19 protein-coding genes are annotated in these 26611 nt (G+C 74.5%); 13 read left to right on the top strand and 6 right to left on the bottom strand.

Annotation, left to right across the window (positions count from 1 at the left end; all coding sequences use genetic code 11):
• Positions 1-143 precede the first annotated feature (143 nt).
• Together hrpB and ACFYMO_RS07135 are read right to left on the bottom strand one after the other, a co-directional pair.
• Positions 144-2678, bottom strand: coding sequence for an ATP-dependent helicase HrpB (gene hrpB / locus ACFYMO_RS07140; RefSeq protein ID WP_388544824.1), 2535 nt, complete (start codon positions 2676-2678; stop codon positions 144-146).
• 175 nt (positions 2679-2853) lie between these two features.
• Positions 2854-3783 carry a class I SAM-dependent methyltransferase gene (locus ACFYMO_RS07135; RefSeq protein ID WP_366774232.1) on the bottom strand — a complete coding sequence of 310 codons (930 nt, stop codon included), beginning with the start codon at positions 3781-3783 and terminating at the stop codon, positions 2854-2856.
• Between the two features lie 392 nt (positions 3784-4175).
• Between ACFYMO_RS07135 and rpsA the strand changes: the two genes are divergently transcribed.
• The 4 genes from rpsA (at position 4176) to ACFYMO_RS07115 (ending at position 8242) form a co-directional block, all read left to right on the top strand.
• Entirely contained in the window at positions 4176-5699 is a 1524-nt protein-coding gene (rpsA, locus tag ACFYMO_RS07130; protein ID WP_366774231.1) for a 30S ribosomal protein S1, read from the top strand.
• Positions 5700-5915: 216 nt separating this feature from the next.
• The gene (locus ACFYMO_RS07125; protein WP_366774230.1) at positions 5916-6890 is read left to right on the top strand and encodes a PAC2 family protein; all 975 of its coding nucleotides are present in this window, start codon (positions 5916-5918) and stop codon (positions 6888-6890) included.
• A 106-nt stretch (positions 6891-6996) separates the two neighbouring features.
• Complete coding sequence (gene coaE / locus ACFYMO_RS07120; RefSeq protein WP_366774229.1) at positions 6997-7593, top strand: dephospho-CoA kinase; 597 nt, start codon at positions 6997-6999, stop codon at positions 7591-7593.
• Positions 7594-7846: 253 nt separating this feature from the next.
• Positions 7847-8242 (top strand): tetratricopeptide repeat protein, encoded by a 396-nt coding sequence (locus ACFYMO_RS07115; RefSeq protein ID WP_366774228.1) that lies wholly within the window; start codon positions 7847-7849, stop codon positions 8240-8242.
• 30 nt (positions 8243-8272) lie between these two features.
• On the opposite strand, the gene ACFYMO_RS07110 is transcribed toward ACFYMO_RS07115, so the two are convergent.
• Positions 8273-9538 (bottom strand): amidase, encoded by a 1266-nt coding sequence (locus ACFYMO_RS07110; protein WP_366774227.1) that lies wholly within the window; start codon positions 9536-9538, stop codon positions 8273-8275.
• 122 nt (positions 9539-9660) lie between these two features.
• Here ACFYMO_RS07110 and ACFYMO_RS07105 point away from each other — a divergent pair, with 122 nt between their 5' ends.
• The 5 genes from ACFYMO_RS07105 to ACFYMO_RS07085 all read left to right on the top strand — a co-directional run bounded on the left by ACFYMO_RS07105 (position 9661) and on the right by ACFYMO_RS07085 (position 16672).
• Positions 9661-9951, top strand: a complete 291-nt coding sequence (locus ACFYMO_RS07105; protein ID WP_388544817.1) for a hypothetical protein — start codon at positions 9661-9663, stop codon at positions 9949-9951.
• Positions 9952-10180: 229 nt separating this feature from the next.
• Positions 10181-13261: a DEAD/DEAH box helicase gene (locus ACFYMO_RS07100; RefSeq protein ID WP_366774225.1), complete on the top strand. Its 3081-nt coding sequence runs from the start codon at positions 10181-10183 to the stop codon at positions 13259-13261.
• On the top strand, positions 13258-14670 hold the full coding sequence (locus tag ACFYMO_RS07095) for an SWIM zinc finger family protein (RefSeq protein ID WP_388544814.1): 1413 nt from the start codon (positions 13258-13260) through the stop codon (positions 14668-14670). Before ACFYMO_RS07100 ends, ACFYMO_RS07095 begins: the two co-directional genes overlap by 4 nt.
• A gap of 165 nt (positions 14671-14835) precedes the next feature.
• Positions 14836-15516: a hypothetical protein gene (locus ACFYMO_RS07090; RefSeq protein WP_366774223.1), complete on the top strand. Its 681-nt coding sequence runs from the start codon at positions 14836-14838 to the stop codon at positions 15514-15516.
• A gap of 373 nt (positions 15517-15889) precedes the next feature.
• A complete protein-coding gene (locus tag ACFYMO_RS07085) occupies positions 15890-16672 on the top strand; it encodes a PIG-L deacetylase family protein (protein WP_388544810.1) in 783 nt (260 codons plus the stop codon).
• A 117-nt stretch (positions 16673-16789) separates the two neighbouring features.
• On the opposite strand, the gene ACFYMO_RS07080 is transcribed toward ACFYMO_RS07085, so the two are convergent.
• From ACFYMO_RS07080 to ACFYMO_RS07070, 3 genes are all read right to left on the bottom strand, one after another.
• A complete protein-coding gene (locus tag ACFYMO_RS07080) occupies positions 16790-18073 on the bottom strand; it encodes an MFS transporter (RefSeq protein ID WP_366774235.1) in 1284 nt (427 codons plus the stop codon).
• A 277-nt stretch (positions 18074-18350) separates the two neighbouring features.
• Positions 18351-18914, bottom strand: coding sequence for a methylated-DNA--[protein]-cysteine S-methyltransferase (locus ACFYMO_RS07075; RefSeq protein WP_388544807.1), 564 nt, complete (start codon positions 18912-18914; stop codon positions 18351-18353).
• A 125-nt stretch (positions 18915-19039) separates the two neighbouring features.
• The gene (locus tag ACFYMO_RS07070; RefSeq protein WP_366774220.1) at positions 19040-20047 is read right to left on the bottom strand and encodes a glycerophosphodiester phosphodiesterase family protein; all 1008 of its coding nucleotides are present in this window, start codon (positions 20045-20047) and stop codon (positions 19040-19042) included.
• Positions 20048-20252: 205 nt separating this feature from the next.
• Between ACFYMO_RS07070 and uvrB the strand changes: the two genes are divergently transcribed.
• The 4 genes from uvrB (at position 20253) to ACFYMO_RS07050 (ending at position 26530) form a co-directional block, all read left to right on the top strand.
• Positions 20253-22373: an excinuclease ABC subunit UvrB gene (uvrB, locus tag ACFYMO_RS07065; RefSeq protein WP_366774219.1), complete on the top strand. Its 2121-nt coding sequence runs from the start codon at positions 20253-20255 to the stop codon at positions 22371-22373.
• Between the two features lie 155 nt (positions 22374-22528).
• Positions 22529-23107, top strand: a complete 579-nt coding sequence (locus ACFYMO_RS07060) for a TerD family protein (protein WP_366774218.1) — start codon at positions 22529-22531, stop codon at positions 23105-23107.
• 198 nt (positions 23108-23305) lie between these two features.
• Positions 23306-25219, top strand: coding sequence for a TerD family protein (locus ACFYMO_RS07055; RefSeq protein WP_388544803.1), 1914 nt, complete (start codon positions 23306-23308; stop codon positions 25217-25219).
• A gap of 315 nt (positions 25220-25534) precedes the next feature.
• Positions 25535-26530: a TerC family protein gene (locus ACFYMO_RS07050; RefSeq protein ID WP_366774216.1), complete on the top strand. Its 996-nt coding sequence runs from the start codon at positions 25535-25537 to the stop codon at positions 26528-26530.
• Positions 26531-26611 lie beyond the last annotated feature (81 nt).

Genomic DNA, 26611 nt, shown 5'->3' with positions numbered 1-26611 from the left:
GCCCCCGGTGCCGAGCACCGGGGGCGGTCCGGTCTGCGGCCGTCCCCGGCCCGGCGTCAGCGGCGGGCGGGGCCCGCGGGGACCGGGGCGTCCACCGGGGCGTCTGCCGAGCGCCCGCCCCGGCCGCCGCCCGCCCGACGGGCTCACCCTGGCCGCCCGCGAGCCTTCGTACGGCCGGTGGGTTCGGCCGCGGCGGGGTCCTCCGGCCAGGGGTGCTTGGGATAGCGGCCGCGCAGCTCGGCCCGCACACTCCGGTAGCCCTCCGCCCAGAAGGACGCCAGATCGGCGGTGACGGCCGCGGGACGCCCGGCGGGGGAGAGCAGGTGGAGCAGCAGCGGCACCCGCCCGTCCGCCACCCGCGGAGTCTCCAGCGCCCCGAACATCTCCTGGAGCTTCACGGCCAGCACCGGCTGCTCCGGCGCGTAGTCGACCCGGATCCGCGACCCGGACGGCACCTCGACCCGCTCCGGCGCCAGCTCCTCCAGCCGCGCAGCCGCACCGGAGGTCCACGGCAGCATCCCCGACAGCACCTCACCCGCCTCGACACCGGCCAGGTCGGCGCGCGAGCGCACCTGTCCCAGCCAGCCCTCCGCCTGCGCCAGCAGCGCCTCCTCGGAGACGTCCGGCCAGGGCGCGCCCACCGCCCGGTGCAGGAAGGCCAGCCTGCGGCGCAGCGCCACAGCCCTCGGTGACCAGCGCAGCAGATCCGTTCCGTGCTGCCGCAGCCCCTGCAGCGCGGCCTCCCGCAGCGCCCCGGGCGGCGGGTGGGGCAGCGGGCGCACCGAGAGCCGCACCGCTCCCAGGGACTCCACCTGACGGGCCACCACGTCACCGGGCGCGTCCTGCGGACCCTGCCCGGGGTCCCAGCGCACCTCCTCGCGCACTCCGTACAGCGCGCCCGCCGCGGTCCGCGCCGTCGCCTCGTCGATCCCGGCCGCCATCCGCACCCGGGCCGAGGCGGCGCCCACCGGCCGGTCCGCGACGGCGACGGCCAGCCACCGGGCCCCGCGCAGCGCGCTGTCCGCCGCGAGCTCGGCCCGGGTGCCGCCGGCCATCAGATACGCGCCGCCGCTCTGCGCCCGCGCCACCCGCTCCGGCTGCGCGAGCGCCACCACCGTGCCCACGGCCTGCTCGTGGGTGAGCCCCTCCGGCGGCGCGGTACGCGCGCCCAGCAGCGACCGCAGCCGCCGCACCTCGGCCGCCCAGCGCGTCCCGTACGGGTCCTCGCGCGGGGCCGCGCGGGCCCGCCGCACGGCCTCGGCCGCGTCGTCCCCGTACGCCCGCGGGGGCTCCTCGGCCAGCAGCGCAACCGTCTCGCAGGCCGCCTCGCTGCCCGCGGCCGCGGCGCCGTCCAGCAGCGCGCGCGCCAGCCGCGGGTGCACACCCAGACCGGCCATCCGCTGCCCTCGCCGGGTCACCCGGTCCCGCTCGTCCAGTGCGCCGACCGTCCGCAGCGTCCGCCGCGCCGCCGCCATGGCGCCCTCCGGCGGCGCGTCCAGCAGCGCGAGCCGCGCCGCCCGCGGATCGCCCCAGCAGGCGGCCTGCAGCGCGAACGCCGTCAGATCGGCCACCGCGATCCCGGGGGACGGATCGCGCGGCCGCCCCGCCTCCTCGGCCTCCGCCCAGCACGCGTAGGCCACACCCGGCGCCTCCCGGCCGGCCCGGCCGCGGCGCTGCTCGGCCGCCGCGCGGGAGACCCGCACCGTGGTCAGTGAGCCGAGCCCCCGCGCGTGGTCCGTACGGGGCTCCCGGGCCAGCCCCGCGTCCACCACCACCCGCACCCCCGGCACCGTCAGACTCGACTCGGCCACCGCCGTGGAGAGGATCACCCGGCGCTCCCCGCGGGTCCCGCCGCCCAGCACCTCGTCCTGCACCCGCGCCGGTGCCCGGCCGTGCAGCGGGAGCACCCGCGCCGCCAGCCCCGACAGCAGGTCAGCCACCCGGGCGATCTCGCCGACACCGGGCAGGAAGCAGAGCACGTCGCCCTCCGGCTCGGCCGCCAGCGCCTGCCGGACGGTCGCCGCCACATGGCGCAGCAGTCCCGGATCGACGCGCATGCCGTGCGGCGGGCGCAGCCCGGCGGGCGGCGGCGCGTACCGCACCTCCACCGGATGGCTCGTACCCCGGCCGCGCACGACCCGCGCGGACAGCAGCCGCGCCCACGCCGCGCTGTCCTGGGTGGCGGACGCGGCGATCAGGTGCAGGTCGGGGCGGAGCGTCTCGCGCACGTCCAGCAGGAAGGCCAGCGCCGTGTCGGCGTCCAGATGGCGCTCGTGGCACTCGTCCATCAGGACGGTGTCCACACCGGGCAGCTCCTGGTCGCGTTGCAGGCGCTGGAGCAGCACGCCCGTGGTCACCACCTCCACCCGGGTGCCGGGCCCGGCCCGGCGCTCGCCCCGCACCGTGAAGCCGATGCTCCCGCCCGGCTGCTCGCCCAGCAGCCAGGCCATCCGGCGCGCCGCCGACCGCGCCGCCATCCGGCGCGGCTCGGCCACCAGGACGGTGCGGGCCGGTGCGCCGTCCGGCAGGAGCCCGGCCAGCGCGAGCGGCAGCAGTGTCGTCTTGCCGGTGCCCGGCGGAGCGTGCACGACGGCCGCTCCGCACCCGGCGAGCGCCTCGCGCACCCGGGGGACGGCCTCGGCTATGGGGAGCTGCTGCAACTGGTCGTCATGGCGCACCAGCCGATTGTGCCCGGCCGGCGCCCCCGGTGTGCCTCCCGGGGCGCGGGGGTGCGGGGCAGGGGGACACGGTGGCGCCGGATGTCGTGCGATGCGGGCCGCCGTGCGCGCCGTGCCCCGCGCGGACACGCGAGGTGCGGGGGCCCGCACGGCCGCCGCCGCGCCGCCGGGACGCTCAGGCGAGCGTGCACACGAAGACGGCCGTGCCCGGCACCAGCCGTCCGCGCAGCGGCGACCAGCCGCCCCATACCTGCTGGTTCCACTCCGGCCACTCCGGTTCGACCAGATCCTCCAGCCGGAACCCGGCCCCGACCAGCTCCCGCACCCGGTCCCCCAGGGTGCGGTGGTGCTCCGCGTACACCGTCCGCCCCGCGCCGTCCTCCTCCACGTAGGGCGTGCGGTCGAAGTAGGAGGCGAGGACGGTCAGCCCCGCGGGCCCCGGTTCGTCGGCCAGGGACCAGCGCAGCGGGTGGGTGAGGGAGAAGACCCAGCGGCCCCCGGGGCGCAGCACCCGGGCCACCTCGGCGAACACCCGCTCGGGGTCGGCCACGAACGGGATCGCGCCGAAGGCCGAGCAGGCCACGTCGAAGGACCCGTCCGCGAAGGGGAGTGCCCTGGCGTCGGCCTCGACCAGCGGGAACTCCGCCCGGCCCGGGTCCCCGCCGGCGATCCGCAGCGCGTGCTGGAGCTGCCGGTGGGAGAGGTCGAGTGCGACGGGCCGGGCGCCCTGCGCGGCCAGCCAGCGGGAGCACTGCGCGGCACCCGCCCCCACTTCCAGCACGTCCAGGCCGCGGAGCCGCTCCGCGGGGCCGAGCAGCTGCGCCTCGGCCTCGTCCAGGCCCTCGGGGCCCCAGACGAAGCGGGCGTCGCCGAGGAAGTCGCCGTGGTCGTTCTGGTACTCGTCCGCGTTCCGGTCCCACCAGTCGCGGTTGGCCCGACTGGTTTCCCGGCCCCCGGCCGGCCGCCGCACGGCCTCGGCGTCGTCGGTGTGCTGCCCGGCGTGCCCGGCGCCGTCCCGCGGGCCGGGCGCGCCGCCGGACCGGGCCGCGGGGTCACCCTGGGTCATGGGGTGGACACCCTCGCCGACCTCGTGCTTTTGTTCCATTGCGGCGCTCCCCGTACTCTCGGTTTCTCGGTGTCCCCGCGGCGCGTCCCGGGGTGCCTTCCGGGGCTCCGGCCGGGCGGCCGGGTCCGGCGGACCGGCTCCCAGCTGCGGCCATCCGGCCGTGCGGAGCAGCGAGTTCTGCCGGGTATGGGGTGTTGCATCCCAGGTGTGCTCTTTCGCGCATTGACCATGCCCAGCGGCCCCCGTATGCTACAAGTTGCGCTGCGGGCCTGCGTGCCTCGGACCGAGCAGGCCGCGCTCGCATCGACTGTATGTCCCCTCGGGTTCCGGGTTTTCCAGGCTGTCCGGCTGACTTGCATGTGGTGCGTTCGAAGGGTCCTCGGCGTAGCAGTACCTACGACTTCATGTCCGTACCGGAGACCCTTTTCCACATGACGAGCAGCACCGAGACTTCCGCCACCACTCCGCAGGTTGCGGTCAACGACATCGGTTCCGAGGAAGCCTTCCTCGCCGCGATCGACGAGACGATCAAGTACTTCAACGACGGCGACATCGTCGACGGCGTCATCGTGAAGGTCGACCGGGACGAGGTCCTGCTCGACATCGGTTACAAGACCGAAGGTGTCATCCCTTCCCGAGAGCTGTCGATCAAGCACGACGTCGACCCGAACGAGGTCGTCGCCGTCGGTGACGAGATCGAGGCCCTCGTCCTCCAGAAGGAGGACAAGGAGGGACGCCTGATCCTCTCGAAGAAGCGCGCCCAGTACGAGCGTGCCTGGGGCACCATCGAGAAGATCAAGGAAGAGGACGGCATCGTCACCGGTACCGTCATCGAGGTCGTCAAGGGTGGTCTCATCCTCGACATCGGCCTCCGCGGCTTCCTCCCCGCCTCCCTGGTCGAGATGCGCCGGGTGCGCGACCTCCAGCCGTACGTCGGCAAGGAGCTCGAAGCCAAGATCATCGAGCTGGACAAGAACCGCAACAACGTGGTCCTCTCCCGCCGCGCCTGGCTGGAGCAGACCCAGAGCGAGGTCCGCCAGACCTTCCTCACCACCCTCCAGAAGGGCCAGGTGCGCTCCGGCGTCGTCTCCTCCATCGTCAACTTCGGCGCCTTCGTGGACCTGGGCGGCGTCGACGGCCTGGTGCACGTCTCGGAGCTGTCCTGGAAGCACATCGACCACCCCTCCGAGGTCGTCGAGGTCGGCCAGGAGGTCACCGTCGAGGTGCTGGACGTCGACATGGACCGCGAGCGCGTGTCCCTGTCGCTCAAGGCCACCCAGGAAGACCCCTGGCAGCAGTTCGCCCGCACCCACCAGATCGGCCAGGTCGTTCCCGGCAAGGTCACCAAGCTGGTGCCGTTCGGTGCGTTCGTCCGCGTCGACGAGGGCATCGAGGGCCTGGTCCACATCTCCGAGCTGGCCGAGCGCCACGTGGAGATCCCGGAGCAGGTCGTCCAGGTCAACGACGAGATCTTCGTCAAGGTCATCGACATCGACCTGGAGCGCCGCCGCATCAGCCTCTCGCTGAAGCAGGCCAACGAGTCCTTCGGTGCGGACCCGACCGCGGTCGAGTTCGACCCGACGCTCTACGGCATGGCCGCGTCCTACGACGACCAGGGCAACTACATCTACCCCGAGGGCTTCGACCCGGAGGCCAACGACTGGCTGCCGGGCTACGAGAAGCAGCGCGAGGAGTGGGAGGGCCAGTACGCCCAGGCCCAGACCCGCTTCGAGCAGCACCAGGCGCAGGTCATCAAGTCCCGCGAGGCCGACGAGCAGGCCGCGGCCGAGGGCGCGACCGGCGGCGGCGCCGGTGCCCCGCAGGGCGGCGGTGCCGGCGGCGGCCAGGGCGGCGGCTCCTACTCGTCCGAGGGTTCGGACGAGGACTCGGGCGCGCTGGCCTCCGACGAGGCGCTTGCCGCGCTCCGCGAGAAGCTGGCCGGCGGCCAGAGCTGATCGCTCGCCGCGAGGCGAGGAGCACACGAGCGGAGCCCGAGGCCCGCACCCTTTCGGGGGTGCGGGCCTCGGCCCGTTCCGGCCCGCCGCCGACCACCGGCGGAGGGCGCCCGGTGGCGTGCCGGCTGTCCGGCCGCGGCCCCGGACGCCCGGAAGCGAAACGGCCGATCGTCCGGAAGGGGAATGCGGGCGCGGGGGTGGGGCGTTGGAAGGGGTATGGCACAGAAGCGGGAAGCGATGTACTCCTGGGACCAGGCGGGACTCGACGCGGTCGATGCGATCATCGCCGAGCCGGACAGCGCCGGGCTGGTGATGCTGTACCACCTCGAGGGCTTCATGGACGCTGGCGACACCGGCGAGCAGATCGTGGAGCGGCTGCTGGAGAGCCAGCCCGCCCGCACCGTCGCCCGTTTCGACGTCGACCGCCTGCTCGACTACCGGGCGCGCCGGCCGATGATGACCTTCCGCCGGGACCGCTGGGTGTCCTACGAGACGCCCCGGCTGGAGCTGCGGCTGCTGCGCGACGCCACGGACGCGCCGTTCCTGCTGCTGTCCGGCCCGGAGCCGGACAGCGAGTGGGAGGGCTTCACCGCGGCACTGCGCGAGATCGTGGAGCGGCTGCGGGTCCGGCTGTCGGTGACCTTCCACGGCATCCCGATGGGCGTCCCGCACACCCGTCCGGTCGGGCTCACCCCGCACGGGAACCGCACCGACCTGGTGCCCGGCCAGGGGTCCGCCTTCGACGAGGCCCAGGTCCCGGGCAGCGCGGCGGCGCTGACGGAGTTCAGGCTCGGGGACAGCGGACATGACGTGCTCGGTGTGGCCGCCCACGTTCCGCACTACATCGCCCGCTCGACCTATCCCGACGCCGCGCTCGTCGTGGCCGAGGCGATCACCTCGGCGACGGGTCTGGTCCTCCCGGAGGTGGCGCACGCGCTGCGGACGGAGGCGCTGCGCACCCAGAACGAGATCGAACGGCAGTTGGCCGAGGGGGACGAGGAACTGGTCTCGGTCGTCCGCGGCCTGGAGCAGCAGTACGACGCGGTGGCGGGTGCCGAGACCCGCGGCAATCTGGTGGCCGAGCCCGCCGAACTGCCCTCCGCCGAGGAGCTGGGGGCGGTCTTCGAGCAGTTCCTCGCCGACCGTGAAGGCCAGCAGGGCCCGGGTTCCGAGGGCGGACGGCAGGAGTGAGCCGGGCCGCTCCCGCGTGGGCCGCCCCGTCCGGTTCCGGGGGCCTGGCGGCACCCGGCGGAGACGGACTGCCGCCCCGGTGCGGTCACCGGATAGCGTGGGGCGCATGGTGAAGGTGGGTCTGACGGGCGGGATCGGCTCGGGCAAGAGCGAAGTCGCACGGCTGTTCGCCGAGTGCGGAGCGGTGGTCGTGGACGCGGACCGCGTCGCGCGGGAGGTCGTGGAGCCGGGCACCCCGGGCCTGGCGGCGATCGTCGACACATTCGGTGCGGAGGTCCTGACCCCGGAAGGACGCCTGGACCGGCCGCGGCTGGCTGCCCTCGTCTTCGCCGACCCGGAACGGCGCGCGGCGCTCAACGCGATCGTGCACCCCCTGGTGGGCGAGCGCTCCGCCGAACTGGAGCGTGCTGCGCGGGAGGCCGACCCGGACGCCGTCGTCGTCCACGACGTGCCGCTGCTGGTGGAGAACGGACTCGCGCCGCTCTACGACACGGTCGTCGTCGTGGACGCCGCCACCGAGACCCGGCTCGACCGCCTGGTGCGGCTGCGCGGCACGGACGAGGACGAGGCGCGCGCCCGGATGGCCGCGCAGGCGAGTCGTGAGGAGCGGCTGGCGGTCGCCGACATCGTGGTCGACAACAACGGGCCGCTGGCGGAGCTGGCGCCCCGGGTCCGCGAGATCTGGCACGAACTGCACGGCTGACCCGCTACCCCCCGTCCCCGCCCGCTGCCGGCCACCGGCCGTCGGCTGTCGGCCCAGTGAGTGGGGATCCGGAATCGCCACGACCGGTGGCACCGCGGCGGGCGCTTCCCCGTGAAGGGGCAGGCAGTATTCCGTTCGTCCTGCCCGGCCGAGGGGCATATGCTCCCCAGTCCCCGGCCGGAGGACCGCCGCGGGAATGGCCGCGCACGGTCCGGCGTTGTGCCGAGGCGTCAGCCGACGGAAGGGCAGTGCCGTGACGAGCCCCGAGACGAACCTCATCCAGTTCCGCGCGGCGGAGCAGCTGCTGGCAGCGCGCGACCCGCGCGGCGCGGTCGACCTGCTGGACAACGTGATCGACGAACACCCCGAGCACCGGGGTGCCCGGCTGCTGCGCGCCCGCGCGTACTTCCTGGAGGCCCGGCTGCACTCGGCCGAGCAGGAGTTCCAGTGGGTGCTGGAGCGGGAGCCGGACAACGCCTTCGCGCACTTCGCCCTGGCCCGTACGCTCCAGCGCGGCTCCCGGGACGAGGAGGCCCGCGCCCACTTCAAGCTCGCCGCCGCTCTCGACCCCCGGCCCGACTTCGTGGAGGCCGCCGGTTTCGAGAGCTTCGAGCCCCCCGCCCCCGGGACGACGGACCTGGGCAACTGACCCGCGGGCCGCGGCCCGGGGCCGGGGCGGTCAGCGCGGGGCGGGCATCGTCTCGGCGGCGGCCGCGACGGCCAGCAGTTCGGCCTCCCGGCCGTGTGCGGCCACAAGTTGCAGCCCGACCGGTTCACCGGCCCCGGTCCGACCGGCGGGCAGGCTGATCGCCGGGTGCCCGGTGATGTTGAAGGCCCAGGTGAGAGCGACACTCATGTCCCCTCCCGGTCCCTGGTGACCGTGCGGCGGGTTGGGTGTGGTCGGAGTGGCGAGCAGATCGACCGCGGCGAAGACCCGGTCCAGCTCGGTCGTGAGCTCCGCGCCCGTGCGGTCGGCCGCCGCGGCCGCTGCCGGATCGGCCGCTGGGCCGCCTTCCGGGCCGGCGGCCGTCCCCGGAGGGCGGCGGGCGCGGAGCGTGCGCCAGCATTCGGCGACATCCGGCAGCCGGACGGCTGCGGGCCGCGGGGCGACGGCGCCGGTCCGGGCCAGCTCGTCCAGGAAGGCACGCGCCGCCGCGGCAACCGGCTGCCGTGTGTCGGCGCAGCCCAGGGTGGCCGACCACGCCGTGCGCAGCGGGCGCTCCGGAGGCTCGGGCTCGTATGCACAGGCGCCGGTGAGGGCGGCGAAACAGGCGGCGGTGTCGGCCGCGGTGCGCGCCAGCGGTCCGGGCACGCTCCGCCGGGGGCGTCCCACCGGGCTGCCGGGCAGGGACAGCAGCCCGCCCGTCGGCTTCAGGCCGAGCACCGCGCACCACGCGGCCGGGATCCGTACGGAGCCCGCCCCGTCGCTCCCGGTGGCCAGCGGGACCATCCCAGCCGCGACGGCCGCGGCCGAACCGGCCGAGGACCCGCCCGGACTCAGATCGGGGCGCAGCGGGTTGAGGGTGCGGCCCCGGTCGGTCATCCCCCACGTCTGCCATGGGGTTCCCGGGCCGGGGGTCGCCGTGGCACCGACGGGCACACATCCGGCCGCGACCAGCCGGGCCACGGACGGTGCCGAGAGCCGCTGCGTGGCCTTGACCCCCAACGGCACTCCGGCCAGCGGCAGCCGCTCGCCGTCCCCGACGGCCCGGTCGACGGCCGCCGCGTACTCCAGCGCACGCGCGGGCCACACCGAGTCGAACGCTCTGACCGACGGGTCGGCTTCCGCGATGCGGGCCAGCGCCTCCCGCACCACCTCGCGCGCCGTGACACGTCCCGCGGTCACCTCGGCGGCGATCCCGGCCGCCGACAGCGGACCGCGGGCGGCGGGGCCCGGCGGGCGTGCCGGTGCGGCGGCTGCTGCCCGTGCGTTCTCGCCGCTCACGGGGAAACGGTACAACCGGGCACGGTCTGGCGGCTCCGTCCCCGGCCGAACTACGTTGGAATGCATGGAGGCTGCCACCGCGCTCCGCCTCGTCGGCACCGCCGCCGCTTCCGCCGCCTGTGGTGCTGCCGACGCGGCCGGGCAGTCCGCCTGGGAATCCCTGCTCTCGCTCGTGCGCAGGGTGGGCGGCCGACGCGGCGACCCCGGAGAGGGGCGGCTGCTCGCCGTCGCCCGCCGCCGACGGCGAGCAGGTCGGTGCGCTGACCTGCTGGCTGGACGAGCAGGCACGGGATGACGAGGAGTTCGCCGCCCTGCCGTGCGGCTGGGCCGCGCGGCACGCCCCCGCGCTGCGGGCCGAACGCTCCGAGGTCCGCAACACGGTCGCGGGCTCGGCGCGGGTGCGGGGCCGGTGATCCACGCCCGGGGCATCCACGGCGGCGTCGACCTGGGCTGAGCCCCCCGCTACCCGAAAGCGCCGCCGGGCACCGCCCGATCCGCGGCGTCCCTTGACCGTCGGCGACCTCGTCGGTGGCTGTCAGTGGCCGCTCCTAGACTCGTTCCACGAGTGCGGGCCAGGTGTGCGGCCCGCCGGCCTGCTGTCGGGCTGTGCGGTTGGGGAACGAGGGTGGAAGCGAGGCGCGGATGGGTCCGGGGAGCGGTGCGGGCCTCGTGAGGTGCGCCGCGGTGTTCCTGCCGGGCGGGGTGCCCCGGGAGGGGTGCGTGGCGTTCTGGCGGGACGACGGGGGTGAGCTGCCCGAGCTTGGGGAGCCGGGAGAGCTCGCGGTGGTGCGGCCGCACGGCGAGGGCGTGCGGCGGCGCGCGGTGCCGGCCCGCCGGCTGCCGGTCCGCGAGGCCCTGCCCGTGCTGATGCGGGCGCGTACGGAGAGCGGTGCACACCCCGCGGCCGCCTGCTGGGGCGCGGCGGCGCTGCACGGACTGCGGCTGGTGGCCCGCGGCCGGCTGGTGCCGGGCCTGGGCGAAGGGGACGCGGACGTGTGGCGGGCGGGCCCGCTGGACCCGGAGGACGTGGCGCAGCTGCGGGCGGTGGCCGCCGCGATGCCCCCGGAGGCGCACGCGGTGCCGGCCCCGCGGGATGCGGCGGACCCCGGAAGCCGGTCGGCTGACGCCCCGCTGCGGGTCCCGGACCCCGAGGCACTCGTGCGGGACTTCCTGGACGCGGTCGCCGATGTGCTGCCCCGCACCCCCGCCGGATCCGCGGTGGCGGGGCCGGCGTTCGCGGACCCGGGGCGGCGACGGCTCACCGAGCAGTATCCGCGGCTGCGGGAGTGGGCGGGTGAGGTGGCCGCGGGCACCGAGGCGGGTATCCACGTCTCCCTGCGGCTCGATCTGTCGGCGGACCGGGTCTTCGACGGCGGCCCCGAGCCGGCGGGCCCGCGGGACCACCGGCCGGTCGTCGGCCGGGAGGGTGCGGACGGGCGGACCGGCCCCGAGGAGTTCGACGAGCGGAGTGGCCGGGAGCGGACCGAACCGGAACCGGGCGACCCACCGCGGAGCGGCCCGGAGCGGCATGGCCCGCAGCGGACCGGCCCCGCGGCGGAGCCGTATGTCGCGGCGGCGGTCGTCCAGGCGGCCAGTGCCGCGGATCCGACACTGGTCGCGGACGTGGCCGCGCTGTGGCGGGGCGAGGCGGAGTACCTCGGGCCGCGGGCCCGGGTGGACACGGTGCTGGCGGTGCGGCGGGCCGCGCGGGCCTGGCCGCCGCTGGGACGGTTGCTGGAGCGGCCCGCTCCCGACGTGCTGCCGCTGACCGGGACGGAGCTGGACGACCTGCTGGGCCGGGCCTCCCGGGAACTCGCCGCGGCCGAGGTGGCCGTGCACTGGCCGCGTGCCCTGGCCCGGGAGCTGCTGAGCGCGACGGCGGTGGTGCGCCCGGGCCCGCAGTCGCCGGGTTCGGCGGCCGACGGGTTCGGCTTCTTCAAGGAGCAGCAGCTGCTGGAGTTCCGCTGGCAGCTGGCGCTGGACGGCGATCCGCTCACCGAGGCGGAGATGGACGAACTGGCGGAGGCCCACCGCCCGCTGGTGCGGCTGCGCGACCAGTGGGTGCAGGTCGATCCGGAGCTGGTGCGCAAGGCGCGCAAGCGGCACCTGGGGCTCCTTTCACCAGGTGACGCACTGGCCGCCGCCCTCTCCGGGGAGGCGGAGGTGGACGGAGAACGGGTGGAGGCGGTGCCGGTGGGCGCCCTCGCGGCGCTCCGGGACACCCTCCGTACCGCAACCGACCCGGACCGGGCCGCGGTGGCCGCCCCCGCCCGGCTGCACGCCCGGCTGCGCGGCTACCAGCGTCAGGGGCTCGGCTGGCTGGAGTCGATGACGTCGCTCGGACTGGGCGGCTGCCTCGCCGACGACATGGGGCTGGGCAAGACCGTCACCCTCATCGCGCTCCATCTGCGCCGCGCCGAGCGCGGCGCGACGGCGCCGACGCTGGTGGTCTGCCCCGCCTCGCTGCTGGGCAACTGGCAGCGGGAACTCGCCCGGTTCGCGCCCGATGTTCCGGTGCGCCGCTACCACGGTCCCGGACGCACCCTGGAGGGGCTGGAGCGCGGCGGCCCCGGAGCAGCCGGGGAACCGGAATCGGACGCGGGGTTCGTCCTGACGACGTACGGCACCCTGCGCGGCAGCGCGGAACAGCTCGCCGGACAGGCGTGGGGGCTGGTCGTCGCGGACGAGGCCCAGCACGTCAAGAACGCGGGCTCCGCGACGGCGCGCGCGCTGCGCACCCTTCCGGCCGCCGCCCGGATCGCTCTCACCGGCACCCCCGTGGAGAACAACCTCTCCGAGCTGTGGGCCCTGCTCGACTGGACCACGCCCGGACTGCTCGGCCCGCTCAAGACCTTCCGCGCCCGGCATGCCAGAGCCGTGGAGGGCGGTGAGGACCCGGAGGCGACGCAGCGGCTGGCCCGTTTGGTGCGGCCCTTCCTGCTGCGCCGCAGGAAGTCCGATCCGGGCATCGTCCCCGAGCTGCCGCCCAAGACGGCGACGGACCACACGGTCGAGCTCAGCCGGGAGCAGGCGTCCCTGTACGAGGCGGTGGTGCGCGAGACCCTGGCGCGGATCGCGGACGCGACGGGCATGGAGCGGCGTGGCCTGGTGATGAAGCTGCTGACCGCGCTCAAGCAGATCTGCAACCACCCGGCGCAGTATCTGCGGGAGGGAGCGGCCGGACGCCTCCCCGGCCGCTCCGGCAAGCTCGGGCTGCTGGACGAACTGCTGGGAACGATCCTGGCCGAGGGCGGTTCGGTGCTGGTGTTCACCCAGTACGTGGAGATGGCCCGGCTGCTCCGGGCGCATCTCGCCGAACGCCGCATCCCGGCCCAGCTCCTGCACGGCGGGACACCGGTGGGCCGCAGGGAGGAGCTGGTGGACGCCTTCCAGTCCGGTACGGTCCCCGTCTTCCTGCTGTCGCTCCGGGCGGCGGGCACCGGTCTCAACCTCACCCGCGCCGGACACGTCGTCCACTTCGACCGCTGGTGGAATCCGGCAGTCGAGGAGCAGGCGACCGACCGGGCCTACCGCATCGGCCAGACGCAGCCCGTACAGGTGCACCGGCTGCTGACCCGGGGCACGGTCGAGGACCGCATCGCCGGGCTGCTGACGGCCAAGCAGCAGTTGGCCGAGGCCGTGCTCAGCGGGGGAGAGGCCGCGCTGACGGAGCTGACCGACCGGGAACTGGCGGATCTGGTGGCGCTGCGGAGGCAGCCGTGAGCGGCACCGCACCGGGATCCGAGGCCGCCCCGGCGCCTGCGGCCGGGAGTTGGGGCGCTGCCTGGCTGCGGGCGATGGAGGGTGTGGCGCGGGACTCCGCCCGGTTGGCGCGCGGCCGGGCCTACGCGGATCCGAGCAGGGCCGGGGCCCGGGGCGCGGCAGGTGCCGGTGCGGTGTCCGCACCGCGGGTCGGGCCGGGGCGCGTCCTGGCGTATGTGCGCGGCAGCCGCGCGCGCCCCTACCGCACCGAATGGCGGCTGCCCGCGCTGTCCGAGGAGGAGTGGTCGGCCTTCCTGACGGCTGCCGCCGCCCGCCCGGTGCTGGCGGCGGCGCTGCTGGACGGCGAACTCCCCTACGCCGTGGTGCCCGTCGCGCAGACGGCGGGGGTCCGGCTGTTGCCCGGCGCCGGGGATCTGCTGCCCGCGTGCAGTTGCCCGGACCGCGGACACCCCTGCAAGCACGCGGCGGCGCTCGGCTACGAGACCGGGCGGCTGCTGGACGCCGACCCCTGGGCGCTGCTGCTGATGCGGGGCCGCAGCGCGGAGGCGGTGCGCGTGGACGTCGCGCGCCTGGGTGCTACTCGCGCCGACCTGTCCGCGGAGCGCCCCCGTACGCGCCGCGGCGGAGCGGCACAGCGCCGGTCCGGCGGGGATGCCGGCGGCCGGCCGGCCGACGGGCGGGGGCCGCGCGCCACGCGGCTCGCCACCGAGGTGTTCGCCGCCCCCGTGCGTCCTCCGCTCCCTGAGCCGCAGCCGCTGCCGGACGTCGCGAGCGAGCCGGGTGTCTATCCCGAGCTGCCCGGCGCACCCGACGCCGACGCTCTGGCCTTCCTGGCGGCCGACGCGGCGGTCCGGGCCCGGTGCGCGCTCTCCGCCGTGCCGGTGGAGCACGACGGCGCGGGGCCGCGTGGCGTGGGGGAGCACGGCCCGCTGCCCGACCTGTCGCGCTGGCACGACACCGTGCGCCTTGCCGCCACCCACCCGCAGTTGACCGGTCGCCACACCCTCTCCGCGCGCTTCGCCGGTCTGGCGCGGTCGGCCGGCCGGGACCCGCTGGAGCTGGCCCGGGCCGCGGCGGCCTGGCGGCAGGGCGGTCCGGCCGGGCTGGCCGTGCTGGAGGCCGCCTGGGATCCGCCGGCGGGCGACTTCGACCGCGGGCGCAGCGCCCTGGCGGGCCTGGGGATAGCGATGACCATCCACCGCAATCAGCTCACCCACACCACGCGTCCCGTCCAGCTCCGCTTCGGGAGCGACGGCCGCTGGTATCCCTACCGGGACGCTTCCGGGCGGGCGTCCGCGGACCGCGGCGGCTCCGCCCGGGACGGCCGCGGGGACGCCGCCGACTGGTGGCCCGAAGGCCCCTCCGCAGCCGACCCGGTGCAGGCCCTGACCGGGCTCGGGCAGCGGTGACCGTCGCGGCAGCCGGGAGCGCCGCGGTCCGCGGTCCGCCCGCGGAGCGCGCTCCGGGCCGCCGGTCCGCGGCCCCGGGAGGAGTGCTGTCACCCGGGGCGAGTACTCTGCGCCGAACGCAGAGACAGCGCCGTACCCGCGGCGAACGGAGCGAGGAGCGGTCCGATGGCCTTTCGCAAGGCGACGATGAAGAAGCAGGTGGCCGAGGCCATTGCCCAACAGGCTCCCGGAGACCGTCCGCTGGTGTCGGTCGGGGCCGTTGCGGGGCCCACCCCGTGGCTCAGCGTCGGATTTCTGGGCCTGATCGGCCAGTTCCTCATCAAGTATTACTTCATTACCGTGACCGAACAGGCCCTGCTGGTGCAGCGGATGTCCCGGTTCTCGCAGCGCCCGAAGGAAATCGTGCATGCGATCCCGCGGGACCAGGCCCGCTCGCTCTTCGGCGAGATCCAGCTCAACCCCCTGTGGAGCTTCTACCACATGGCGCTGCCGGGCGAGGCGAAGCCGGTACGCATCAACGTGCACCGCATCTGGCGCAACGAGCTGGAGGAACTGCTCGCGGTGGTCGGCGGCGGGCAGGGCGCCCCGCAGGGCTATCCTCCGCAGCAGTATGCCCCTCCGGCCCAGCTGCAGCAGGGCTATGCGCCGCAGCAGGGTTACGCGCCGCAGCCTCAGCAGGGCTACGGGCCGCAGCAGCCCCCGCAGGCCCACCCCCAGCCCGGCCCCTACTACGGCCGGCCCCAGGCCCCCGGAGCCCCGGCCCAGCAGCCCGGCCCGTACTACGGCAACCCCGGCCAGCAGCAGGGCGGTGCTCCCGCCGATCCCCGCGGCAACCCGTACGGCTGATTCCGCCCGCCGTTCCGGCGCCGCGGCACCACGCCTCTCCGCCACGGCGCCGCGCTCCCTCCGCGCGGCGCCGTGGCGGTGTGCGTACGGGGTCGGTCACCCGCGGCCGCGCACCGTCCCCGCAGCTCCACTCGCCGGGCCGGGCCGCCGAGGTCGACCCGCCGTCCGGCTGGAACCCTGGAGCCACCCGGAGTGCCGACAGCATCGGCCCCCCGGCGCCGGTCGGACCGCCGGCGGAGGTCAGCGGCGCGACGCGGAGGCGCCGGACCCGTGGAGACACGGCCGGTCACTGGGGAACAGGCGCCCGGGGAACGGGAGTTGCCATGGAGGAGCGGCGCCGACGGAGGCGCGGGTGACGAGAGGCGGAGCGGACATGACGGCCACAGCGCGAGGCGCCGAGGAGCAGGGGGCGCGAATGCGCCTGGCGGCGATGCCGGAGGACTGGACCCGGGCCCTGGCGGTCGTCGCGCATCCCGACGACATGGAGTACGGCGCCGCCGCGGCGGTCGCCGAGTGGACGGCGCAGGGCAAGGACGTCACCTATCTGCTCGCGACCCGGGGCGAGGCGGGTATCGAGACCATGGACCCGGCGGAGGCCGCCGGGGTCCGCGAGGCCGAACAGCGGGCCGGCTGCGCGCACGTGGGCGTGACCGAGGTGGAGTTCCTCGACCACCGGGACGGAGTGCTGAGGGAGGGCCCGGAGCTGCGGAGCGACATCGCGGCGGCGATCCGCAGACACCGCCCCGAGCTGGTCCTCACCCTCAACCACCACGACACCTGGGGCGGCGCCCCCGGCAGCCCGTGGAACACCCCCGACCACCGCGCGCTGGGCCGCTCGGTCCTGGACGCGGTGGGAGACGCCGGCAACCGGTGGATCTTCAGCGAACAGTTCGACGTGGAAGGGGTCCTGCCGTGGGACGGAGTGCGGTGGGTGGCGGTCTTCGCCTCACCGGCCGTCACGCACGCGGTGTCGGTGGGGGAGGAGGCGACCCGCAAGGGAGTCGCCTCGCTGCTGGAACACCGTGCCTATATCGAGGCGCTCACCGACGAGGCCCCCGAGACGTACGCGCGTTCGATCGTGCACGGGGGGCTGGATCTGCACGCCGACCGGAACGGTGGGCGACGCGCGGTGGCCTTCGAACTCCACGCGCGCTGATCCTCGGCGGACCGGCGGCGCGCCCGCCCGGCCCCGGATCCGCCCCCGCCGTGCGGCGACGGACCTGCCGTGCGGCCCCGCCCCCGGTCCGCGGCCGATGCCGCACGGCGGCCTTCCTCAGCGCCGTACCGCGACCGTCACCGTCAGCACCGTGACGGGGATCAGCAGCGCCGCTGCCAGCAGGTTGAGCCAGCCGTAGCCGGCCTGGGCGACCACCAGCCCGGAGAGCGCGCCGCCGACACCGGCGGCCGAGTTCATGATCAGGTCGGAGAAGCCCTGCACGGCGGCGCGGGCCCGCTGCGGTACCGAGTCGGTCAGCAGCGCGGACCCGGCGACCAGTCCCGCGGACCAGCCCAGTCCGAGCAGGAACAGCCCGACGGCGGACTGCGCGTGGTTCCCGTCCGCCGTCCCGGCCAGCGCGGTGGCGCACCCGAGCAGCGCCGCGCCCACCAGGATGACGCTGAACCTGCCGATCCGGTCCGCGAGCCAGCCCATCACGGGCGAGAAGGCGTACATCCCGGCGATGTGGCCGCTGAGCACGAGCCCGATCAGTTCCACCCCGGCGCCGTGCCCGCCCAGGTCCACCGGGGTCATCACCATCACCGAGACCATGACCGTGTGCGAGCCGGCTATCGCGGCCAGCGCGACCCGGGCGGGCGCCGAGGCCGTCACCGCGGCCAGACCGGCCCGCAGCGACCGGCCACCGCCGTCCTCGTCCGACTGCCGGCCGGCGTCCGCCCCGGGCTGCCCACCCCCTTCGTCCGGCCCGCCGCCGGCCGTCGCCTTCCGGGCCAGCGCGCGGGCCGTCAGCAGCGGGTCGGGCCGCAGCAGCACCTGCAGCAGCCCTCCGGCGATCAGGAAGACCACCGTGCCCCACAGGAAGGGGCCGGCCGTCTCCGGCACCCCGAGGCCGGCCACGCTCCTCCCGGCGGGCCCCGCGATGTTCGGGCCCAGGACCGCGCCGACCGTGGTCGCCCACACCACCGTGGAGATGGCCCGTGCCCGGTGCAGCGGCTCGGCCAGGTCGGCGGCGGCGAAGCGGGCCTGGAGATTGGCGGTGTTGCTCGCGCCGAAGGCGGCCATGCCCACCAGCAGCAGCGGGAAGTTGCGCAGCGCGGCTCCGGCCACCACGACGAGCCCGCCGACGGCCGCCACCGCGTAGGCGGACGTCAGCCCGACGCGCCTCCCGCGCCGCGCCATCAGCGCCGCGCACGGCAGGGACAGCAGTGCCGTCCCGATGACCGAGGATGTGGACGCCAGCCCCGCCACGGCCTCGGAGCCGCCGATGTCCTCGGCCAGTACGGCGGCCAGCGCGACCGCTGTGGAGACGCCCAGTCCGCCGAGGATCTGGCTGAGGGCCAGGGCCAGCCGCACCCGCCGCCGGACGGCCGGCAGGTCCATCCCGCCGTCCGCCGCCGGTTCCCCGGCCGGCTTCTGCGGGCCGCGCACGGCGAGTCCTCCGGGCCGGGCGCTGTGCTGTGAGTGCCCGCCGGGCCGTCCCCCGGGCGCGTCTCGCGGACCGTCGGCGCCGGTCCGCTCCGGCGCCGTGCCCACCGGTCCGTCTCCTGTGGCTTCCGGCGTGTCATCACCGTCGACCGTGTCGCGAATGTCAGTCACGCCGTGCAGTCTGGCACCCGGCGCCGTCCGCCACCACGGACTTACGGCCGGTCCGCACGGCTCAGAACAGCGGCTGCGGCAGCACGCCCTCCAGCGCGAGGAGCGCCCGCTTGGTCTCCAGCCCGCCCCCGAAGCCGCCGATCGCGCCCGAACTCTCCAGCACCCGGTGGCAGGGCACGACCACCGGCAGCGGATTGGCGCCCATGGCGGCGCCGACGGCGCGGGCCGCACCGGGGTCGCCCGCGCGCACGGCGAGGTCCTGGTAGCCGACCGTCGTCCCGTACAGCACTCCGGTCGCCAGCTCGCGCAGCACCCGCGCCGGGACACCCTCCGTCAGCGACCAGTCCAGCGGCACGGTGAAGGGCGCCGGGGAGCCCGCGAAGTAGTCGTCCAGCGCCGCCTCGGCCGCGCCGAGATGTTCGGCGGCGGGCGCCGGGGCCTGCGCCGCCGGCAGCGGTCCGGCGCCCAGCTGCGCGTGCAGCCGGGCGAGGGCCCGGTCGAGTGTGCGTCCCCGCGCGTGGAAGACGACGTTGGCCAGGCCCTCCGTGGTGGCCGCGAGCAGCAGCGGTCCGATGGGCGTCTCCCGCAGGCTCCAGGCCGCGGGCCGCACCGGGGTGTCAGTCATACCGGCACCCCGGGTCGTGTCTTCAAAGCCCCGCCCTCCGGGCGGACGGCCCTCCGTTGAGGACACTTATCGGAGGAGCCCACCGAAAGCCGCCGACGCCCGTCCGGACCGCACCGGCGGGCTGGTCAGCCGGTCGGCCCCGACCCCTGGACGGCGTCGCTGACCACGTCCGGCTTGTTCGAGATGATGCCGTCCACTCCCGCGTCGGCGACCTTGCGGGCGGTCTCGGCGTCGTTCACGGTCCAGGTGAAGATCTCCATTCGCTTGTGGTGCGGCCCCTTGAGGGCGTGGACGGCCTTCACGTAGTCGGCGGTGGCGTCGGCGTGGGTGGGGTTGATCTGGTCGGCGAACGCGGCGTAGTCCTTCAGCTCGGCTGCCTTGGGGGTGCCCAGGAAGCCGGTCTTCACCTCGGGGCGCTGCTGGTGCACCTTCTGCACCGCGCCCTTGTCGAAGCTCTGGACGATGAGCCTGCTCCTGGTGTGCCGGCGGTCCAGCCAGCCCTGCCGGTCGAGCTCGTCGAGGGTCTCGCGTTCGATGCCCGGGTAGAGCGCGGGAGACTTCAGCTCCAGCAGCAGGTCCTGCCCGTTCCTGGTGAGCCGGTCCAGGTACTCGCCCAGGGTGGGGATCCGCTCGCCGGCGAACTTGCTGTCCAGCCAGCTTCCGGCGTCCAGCGTCTTGATCTCCTTGAGGGTGAAGTCGGAGACCTTCCACGGGCTGCGGTCCGGGAAGCGCTGCTCGACGTCCGTGGTGCGGGAGAGCGTGGTGTCGTGGATGACCAGCAGCTTGCCGTCCTTGGTGCGCTGCACGTCGTTCTCGACCCAGTCGATGCCGAGATCGTGTGCCTTGTCGACCGCGGCCAGCGTGTTCTCCGGCGCGTAGGCGGACGCCCCGCGGTGGCCCACGGGGAGCGGGGAGCGGTGCGGCTTTCTGGAGTCGGAGGGGGGCTGCTGCAGCTCCGGGTCGGGGTCCTCGTCGTCGCCGAAGCCCGGGAAGCCGGAGAAGTCTACGACCGGATCCGGCGTCTGTCCCGCCGGGCGGGGTGAGGCCGCCGCAGAGGGCGTGGCGGTGAGGAAGAGCGCGCTCATACCCAGCAGCGCACCTGTGGCGGCAGCGGTCAGCGGGCGTATCGACATGCGGGACTCCTCGCTTGTACCTGCACGGACTGCCGAGACAGTTCCCGATGCGCAATACAACCAAGCCAGGACAAAGTGACGGGGTGCTGAACGGAGCGTGGTCAAGCCTCTGACCTGCGACGAAGGAAATTGGCAGCTATCTGCCAGTGGGGCGTAGTTTGCGCGCGGAACCCCGTTGTCAGTGCCGAGTCGTACCGTGGTGGACATGCGGCCCAACACCGAGATCGAACGCAAGGTGGCGCCCTTCGAGGTCGTCAGTCCGTATCAGCCCAGCGGCGACCAGCCGACCGCCATCGCGGAGCTCGCGCAGCGGGTCACCGCAGGTGAGAAGGACGTCGTGCTGCTGGGTGCCACGGGCACCGGCAAGTCGGCCACCACGGCGTGGATGATCGAGAAGCTGCAGCGCCCGACGCTGGTGATGGCGCCGAACAAGACCCTGGCCGCACAGCTCGCGAACGAGTTCCGGGAGCTGCTGCCGAACAACGCGGTCGAGTACTTCGTCTCGTACTACGACTACTACCAGCCGGAGGCGTACGTCCCGCAGACGGACACCTACATCGAGAAGGACTCCTCGATCAACGAGGAGGTCGAACGGCTGCGCCACAGTGCGACGAACTCGCTGCTCACCCGGCGTGACGTCGTGGTGGTCGCCTCCGTCTCCTGCATCTACGGCCTGGGCACCCCGCAGGAGTACGTCGACCGCATGGTGCCGCTGAGGGTCGGCGAGGAGATCGACCGGGACACGCTGCTGCGGCGCTTCGTGGACATCCAGTACCAGCGCAACGACATGTCGTTCACCAGGGGCACCTTCCGGGTCCGCGGCGACACCGTCGAGATCTTCCCGGTGTACGAGGAGCTCGCGGTCCGCATCGAGATGTTCGGGGACGAGATCGAGGCTCTCTCCACCCTCCACCCGATCACCGGCGAGGTGATCACCGAGGACCGGGAGCTGTACGTCTTCCCCGCCTCGCACTACGTGGCCGGTCCGGAACGGATGGAGCGCGCCATCGCGGCCATCGAGGCCGAGCTGGCCGCGACGCTGGAGTCGATGGAGAAGCAGGGCAAGCTCCTGGAGGCCCAGCGGCTGCGGATGCGGACGACGTACGACATCGAGATGATGCGGCAGATCGGCACCTGCTCGGGCATCGAGAACTACTCGCTGCACATCGACGGCCGCGACCCGGGCACGGCGCCGCACACCCTGCTGGACTACTTCCCCGAGGACTTCCTGCTGGTCATCGACGAGTCGCACCAGACGGTCCCGCAGATCGGCGCCATGTACGAGGGCGACGCCGCCCGCAAGCGCACGCTGATCGACCACGGCTTCCGCCTGCCCTCCGCGCTGGACAACCGCCCGCTGAAGTGGGAGGAGTTCCTGGAGCGCACCGACCAGACGGTCTATCTGTCGGCCACCCCCGGTCCCTACGAGCTGGCCCGCTCCGACGGCTATGTGGAGCAGGTCATCCGCCCCACCGGGCTGGTCGACCCGGAGGTGGTCGTCAAGCCCACCGACGGGCAGATCGACGACCTGGTCCACGAGATCCGGCTGCGCGAGGAGCGCGACGAGCGGGTGCTGGTCACCACCCTCACCAAGAAGATGGCCGAGGATCTGACGGACTACTTCGTCGAACTGGGCATCCGGGTCCGCTACCTGCACAGCGACGTGGACACCCTGCGCCGCATCGAACTGCTGCGGGAGCTGCGCTCCGGCGAGTACGACGTGCTGGTCGGCATCAACCTGCTGCGGGAGGGGCTCGACCTGCCCGAGGTCTCCCTGGTGGCGATCCTGGACGCCGACAAGGAGGGCTTCCTGCGCTCCGGCACCTCGCTGATCCAGACGATCGGGCGTGCGGCGCGCAACGTCTCCGGCCAGGTCCATATGTACGCGGACAAGGTCACCCCTGGTATGCAGCGGGCGATCGAGGAGACCAACCGGCGCCGCGAGAAGCAGATCGCCTACAACCAGGAGCGCGGCATCGATCCGGAGCCGCTGCGCAAGAAGATCGGGGACATCGTCGCGGACATCGCCCGCGAGGAGGTCGACACCGAGGCGCTGCTGGACACCGGCTACCGCCAGCGGGACGAGACGGGCAAGGCCGGCAAGGGGAAGGCCCCCACGCCCGCGCTGGGCAAGGGCAAGGGCGCCGGCTCCGGAGAGCTGACCGACCGGCCGGCCGCCGAACTCGCCCAGACCATCGAGGATCTGACCGAGCGGATGCGCGCTGCCGCCGCCGAGCTCCAGTTCGAGGTCGCCGCCCGGCTGCGCGACGAGGTCGGGGAACTCAAGAAGGAGCTGCGCCAGATGAAGGAAGCCGGGCTGAAGTAGCCGGGCACGGCGCCTGCCGCCGGGGCCGCCACGCGGAGTGTTGCAAGACCGACACAAGTCGCGGACGGCCTCCCGGGCGCTCCGCGCTCTTGCGTAGGGTGCTGAATCTGGTGGCCGTCGGCCTGTGGCGGCCCCGGTTCAGAGAGGGGACGCACGTGTCGGTCAACTTGTCCAAGGGCCAGGGCATCAGCCTGCAGAAGAGCGACGGGGCCAGCCTCACCGCGGTGCGCATGGGCCTGGGCTGGAAGGCCGCACCGCGGCGGGGCCTGTTCGGCAAGCGCACCAAGGAGATCGACCTGGACGCCTCGGCGGTGCTCTTCGCCGACAAGCAGCCCGTCGACGTCGTCTTCTTCCGCCATCTGGTGAGCGACGACGGCTCCGTCAAGCACACCGGTGACAACCTGGTGGGCGGCTCGGGCGAGGGCGGCGACGACGAGGCGATCCTGGTGGATCTGCAGCGCGTCCCGGTCCATATCGACCAGATCGTCTTCACGGTCAACTCGTTCACCGGCCAGACCTTCGCCGAGGTCGAGAACGCCTTCTGCCGCCTCGTCGACGAGACCACCGGCCAGGAGACGGCCCGCTACACGCTCACCGGCGGCGGCCAGTACACCGCGCAGATCATGGCCAAGGTCCACCGGCAGGGCGACGGCTGGCAGATGACCGCCATCGGCGAGCCCGCCAACGGCCGTACCTTCCAGGACCTGATGCCGACGATCCTGCCGAAGCTGTGAGCTGCGCGCTGCCGCCGAGGCCGTGACCCGTCCGGTCCACCCGGCGGGGTGGCCCGTCCGGTCCCGCCGACGCGGTGACCGTCCCGGACCGTCGATGCGACCGCCCCGGGCCCGCCCGAGCGGCAGCGGTCCCGGCCCGCGGGGGTCCCGGGCGGCCCCGTCCGCCGAGCACGAGAGCCGCAGGGGAGAGGCACGACGATGAGGGCCGAGCTGGTCCGGGGGCAGAACCACCCGCTGCCCGGCACCCGGATGGAGATCCGGGTGACGGCGGGTACCCCGGTCGTCGCCGGGGCGACGCTCAACGACGCGCAGGGGCGGATCCGCGGCGCCGAGTGGGCTGCCCACCCGGCAGCCCCGCGGCTGCCCGGGGTGGAGGTCTCCCGCCGGGCGGCGGCGGTGCACCACCTGGCCCTCGACCCGGGGGCGCTGCCCCAGGGCGTCGAGCGGGTGAGCATCCTCCTGGCCCTGCCCGCCGGGCCGGGCGCTCCCTCGGGGTTCGCCGGCCTCCCCGCGCCCTTCCTCGCCGTCACCGGCCCGGACGGCACGGAGATCGCCAGCTACACGGTGACGGGACTGGCCACCGAATCCGCCGTCGTCGCCCTGGAGCTCTATCTGCGCGGGGGCGCATGGAAGGTACGGGCTGTCGGACAGGGGTATGCGGACGGCCTCGCAGCCCTGTTCGCCGACCAGGGGCTGGCCGAGGCGCACACGCTGGCCGTCGCCGTCCAGGAGGCGGTCGGCGCCGAGGCGGACGACGCGGTCGCGCCCCCTCCGCAGGGGCGGGCCCGGCACGCCGCCGCGTCCCGCGGTGCGGTCGGCGGCGCCCCCGCCGGGGGCAGCGGCGCCTCCGCCGAGGGCCCGATCGACTATCGCCATCCGCGCCGCGCACCGGCGGCCACCGGCGCCGCGCAGGCCGGGGGCGGTTCTCCGTCGTCCGCGCCGCCCGTCCCTGGACCGGGGTCCGGGGAGGATGCGGGAGCCCAGCCGGTGGCGGGCGACGCCGCCGGCTGGTCGATGGAGGAGCGGCTCCACAACCAGGTGTGGGGCATCTTCGAGGACCTGGCCCGCAGCGTGGCGGCCTACCGCTCGGCCGTCGACTTCGCCGACGCGCGCAGGGAGCGTGAACTGGACGGGGTGCTCGCCGATCCGCAGGCCCGGGTCGGCGCCGCCGCGGCGGCGGCCCGTGCCCGGGCCGAGGCCAAGCACAGCACGCTGGTGGAGCAGGCCCGTGCCGTGCTGGAGCGGGACGCGGCGCAGCTCGAGGCCGAGGCGGAGGTGGTCGAGCCGGCTCTGCCGCCGGCGATGGCCCGCTGGGACAACCCGGTCTGGCACGCCTACCGGCCGCCCACTGAGCGTCCCCTCGCGCTCCGGGTGGGCGATCTGAGCCTTCCGGAGCGCGCCGGGCTGCGGGTTCCCCTGCTGGTGCGGCTGCCCCTGGAGCGGGGCCTGTGGATCGACAGCGGCCGCCCGCGGAGCCGCGAGGCGGGTGTGGCGGACGCGGACGAGCTGCGTCGCCTCGCGCAGACGACCGCCGCCGCACTGGCCGCCCGCGTCCTGGCCGTGCACCCGCCGGGCGAGGTGACCCTCCGGGTCCTCGACCCGGCGGGCGCGGCGGCCACCGCGCTCCTTCCGCTGGTGGAGTCGGGTGTGCTGGCGGACCCGCCCGCCGCGGGTGCCTCCGGTGTCGCCCGCACCCTGGAACGGCTGACGCAGCGTGTCGACCTCGTCCGGATGGCGGTGCGCAGCGGGGCGACCGACGCGCTTCCGCCGGACCTGGACCTGGCCGACCAGCTTCTGGTCGTCCACGACTTCCCGCACGGCTTCGACGACCGGGCCGTCAATCAGTTGCGCTACCTCGCGGACGAGGGTCCCGCGGTCGGCGTCAGCCTGCTGCTGGTGGCCGACCGGGACGAGGCGCGCGGCTTCGGGCCGCTGCTCGATCCGCTGTGGCGCTCGCTGCTGCGGCTGACCCCGGTCCCGGACGACCATCTGGCCGATCCGTGGGTGGGCCATGCCTGGACGTACGAGCCGCTGCGGGTGCCCGCGGGCAGCCAGGTCGTGCCGCAGGTGCTGCGGCATGCCGTAGCCGCGCGCCGCACGGCCGGCGGCTGAGAACCGCTCCCTCCGTTCCCCGAGGCCGGGGTGGAATCCTGCCGCCCGGAGGGCCGTGCCCGACCGCGCCCGACCCCGCCCGGCGGCCTTCGCGGGGGCGGGGCGCGAGGCCCGCGCGACCACGCTCTTTACCTTTACATGGTTTTACTTTACTCTCTCTTGTATCGGAGGGGAGTATTCCCAGCCATGCGGTGATCCCGTCAGTACGGGCCGGACAGGACGGCCCCGGGGCACCGGCCCGGCCCGCTGCGGGCGGCGGCCCCCGGGTGGAAGAGACCTCCGGCCCATGCTCGAATGCAAGCCGGAGGATCACGCATGGACATATCCATGACCACCTGGGCGCTGACCATCGTCGGTCTGTCCGCCCTCATCGCGGTCGACTTCTTCATCGGCGGCCGCAAGCCGCACGAGGTCTCCCTCAAGGAGGCGGGCATCTGGACGACCGTCTGGATCGTCCTCGCCGCGCTCTTCGGACTCGGCCTCTTCCTGTTCGGAAACGGCCAGGCGTCCGGCGAGTTCTTCGCGGGCTTCATCACCGAGAAATCCCTGAGCGTCGACAACCTCTTCGTCTTCGTGCTGATCATGGCGAAGTTCGCGGTGCCGTCGATCTACCAGCAGCGGGTGCTGATGGTCGGCGTGCTCATCGCGCTGGTGCTGCGCGGAGCTTTCATCGCCGCCGGGGCCGCGATCATCTCCACCTTCTCCTGGGTCTTCTTCCTCTTCGGCGCCTTCCTGATCTGGACGGCGTGGAAGCTCGTCCAGGAGGCCCGCTCCGGTGACGACGAGGAGGAGTTCGAGGAGAACCGGCTGCTCAAGGCCGTCGAGCGACGGTTCCCCTCGACGGACAAGTACCACGGCACCAAGCTGTTCGTCGTCGAGAACGGCAAACGGCTGATGACACCCATGCTGATCGTCATGCTGGCGATCGGCACCACCGACGTGCTGTTCGCGCTGGACTCCATCCCGGCGATCTTCGGCCTCACCCAGGACCCGTACATCGTCTTCACCGCCAACGCGTTCGCCCTGATGGGGCTGCGTCAGCTCTACTTCCTGATCGGCGGCCTGCTGCAGAAGCTGGTGCACCTCTCCTACGGGCTCTCGATCATCCTCGGCTTCATCGGCGTCAAGCTGGTGCTGCACGCGCTGCATGAGAGCGGAGTCCACGTTCCGGAGATCAGCATCCCGGTGTCGCTGGGCGTCATCTGCGCCGTGCTGGTCGTCACGACGATCACCTCGCTGGCGGCCTCCCGCAAGCAGGCACGGGCCGTGGCCCAGGCCGAGCGCGACGAGCGGACCCGTACGGGTTCCTGACCTCCGGCCCCTGACCGGCCACCGGACTCCGGCAGCGCCCGGAGCCCCCGTCCCCCGGCCCCGCCCCACCACTCCTTCCGG

Origin of the sequence: Streptomyces sp. NPDC007025 (assembly GCF_042869455.1) — a bacterium.
Classification (GTDB): domain Bacteria; phylum Actinomycetota; class Actinomycetes; order Streptomycetales; family Streptomycetaceae; genus Streptomyces.
Note: the sequence above shows the minus strand (reverse complement) of the source record. Positions and strands in the feature narration are given on the sequence as shown.

Excerpts from the sequence above, each read along its gene's own strand:
- ACFYMO_RS07135 (WP_366774232.1), bottom strand. The coding sequence starts at position 3,783 with ATGGAACAAAAGCACGAGGTCGGCGAGGGTGTCCACCCCATGACCCAG.
- rpsA (WP_366774231.1), top strand. The coding sequence starts at position 4,176 with ATGACGAGCAGCACCGAGACTTCCGCCACCACTCCGCAGGTTGCGGTC.
- ACFYMO_RS07125 (WP_366774230.1), top strand. The coding sequence starts at position 5,916 with ATGGCACAGAAGCGGGAAGCGATGTACTCCTGGGACCAGGCGGGACTC.
- coaE (WP_366774229.1), top strand. The coding sequence starts at position 6,997 with ATGGTGAAGGTGGGTCTGACGGGCGGGATCGGCTCGGGCAAGAGCGAA.
- ACFYMO_RS07100 (WP_366774225.1), top strand. The coding sequence starts at position 10,181 with ATGGGTCCGGGGAGCGGTGCGGGCCTCGTGAGGTGCGCCGCGGTGTTC.
- ACFYMO_RS07090 (WP_366774223.1), top strand. The coding sequence starts at position 14,836 with ATGGCCTTTCGCAAGGCGACGATGAAGAAGCAGGTGGCCGAGGCCATT.
- ACFYMO_RS07085 (WP_388544810.1), top strand. The coding sequence starts at position 15,890 with ATGACGGCCACAGCGCGAGGCGCCGAGGAGCAGGGGGCGCGAATGCGC.
- ACFYMO_RS07080 (WP_366774235.1), bottom strand. The coding sequence starts at position 18,073 with ATGGACCTGCCGGCCGTCCGGCGGCGGGTGCGGCTGGCCCTGGCCCTC.
- ACFYMO_RS07075 (WP_388544807.1), bottom strand. The coding sequence starts at position 18,914 with ATGACTGACACCCCGGTGCGGCCCGCGGCCTGGAGCCTGCGGGAGACG.
- ACFYMO_RS07070 (WP_366774220.1), bottom strand. The coding sequence starts at position 20,047 with ATGTCGATACGCCCGCTGACCGCTGCCGCCACAGGTGCGCTGCTGGGT.
- uvrB (WP_366774219.1), top strand. The coding sequence starts at position 20,253 with ATGCGGCCCAACACCGAGATCGAACGCAAGGTGGCGCCCTTCGAGGTC.
- ACFYMO_RS07055 (WP_388544803.1), top strand. The coding sequence starts at position 23,306 with ATGAGGGCCGAGCTGGTCCGGGGGCAGAACCACCCGCTGCCCGGCACC.
- ACFYMO_RS07050 (WP_366774216.1), top strand. The coding sequence starts at position 25,535 with ATGGACATATCCATGACCACCTGGGCGCTGACCATCGTCGGTCTGTCC.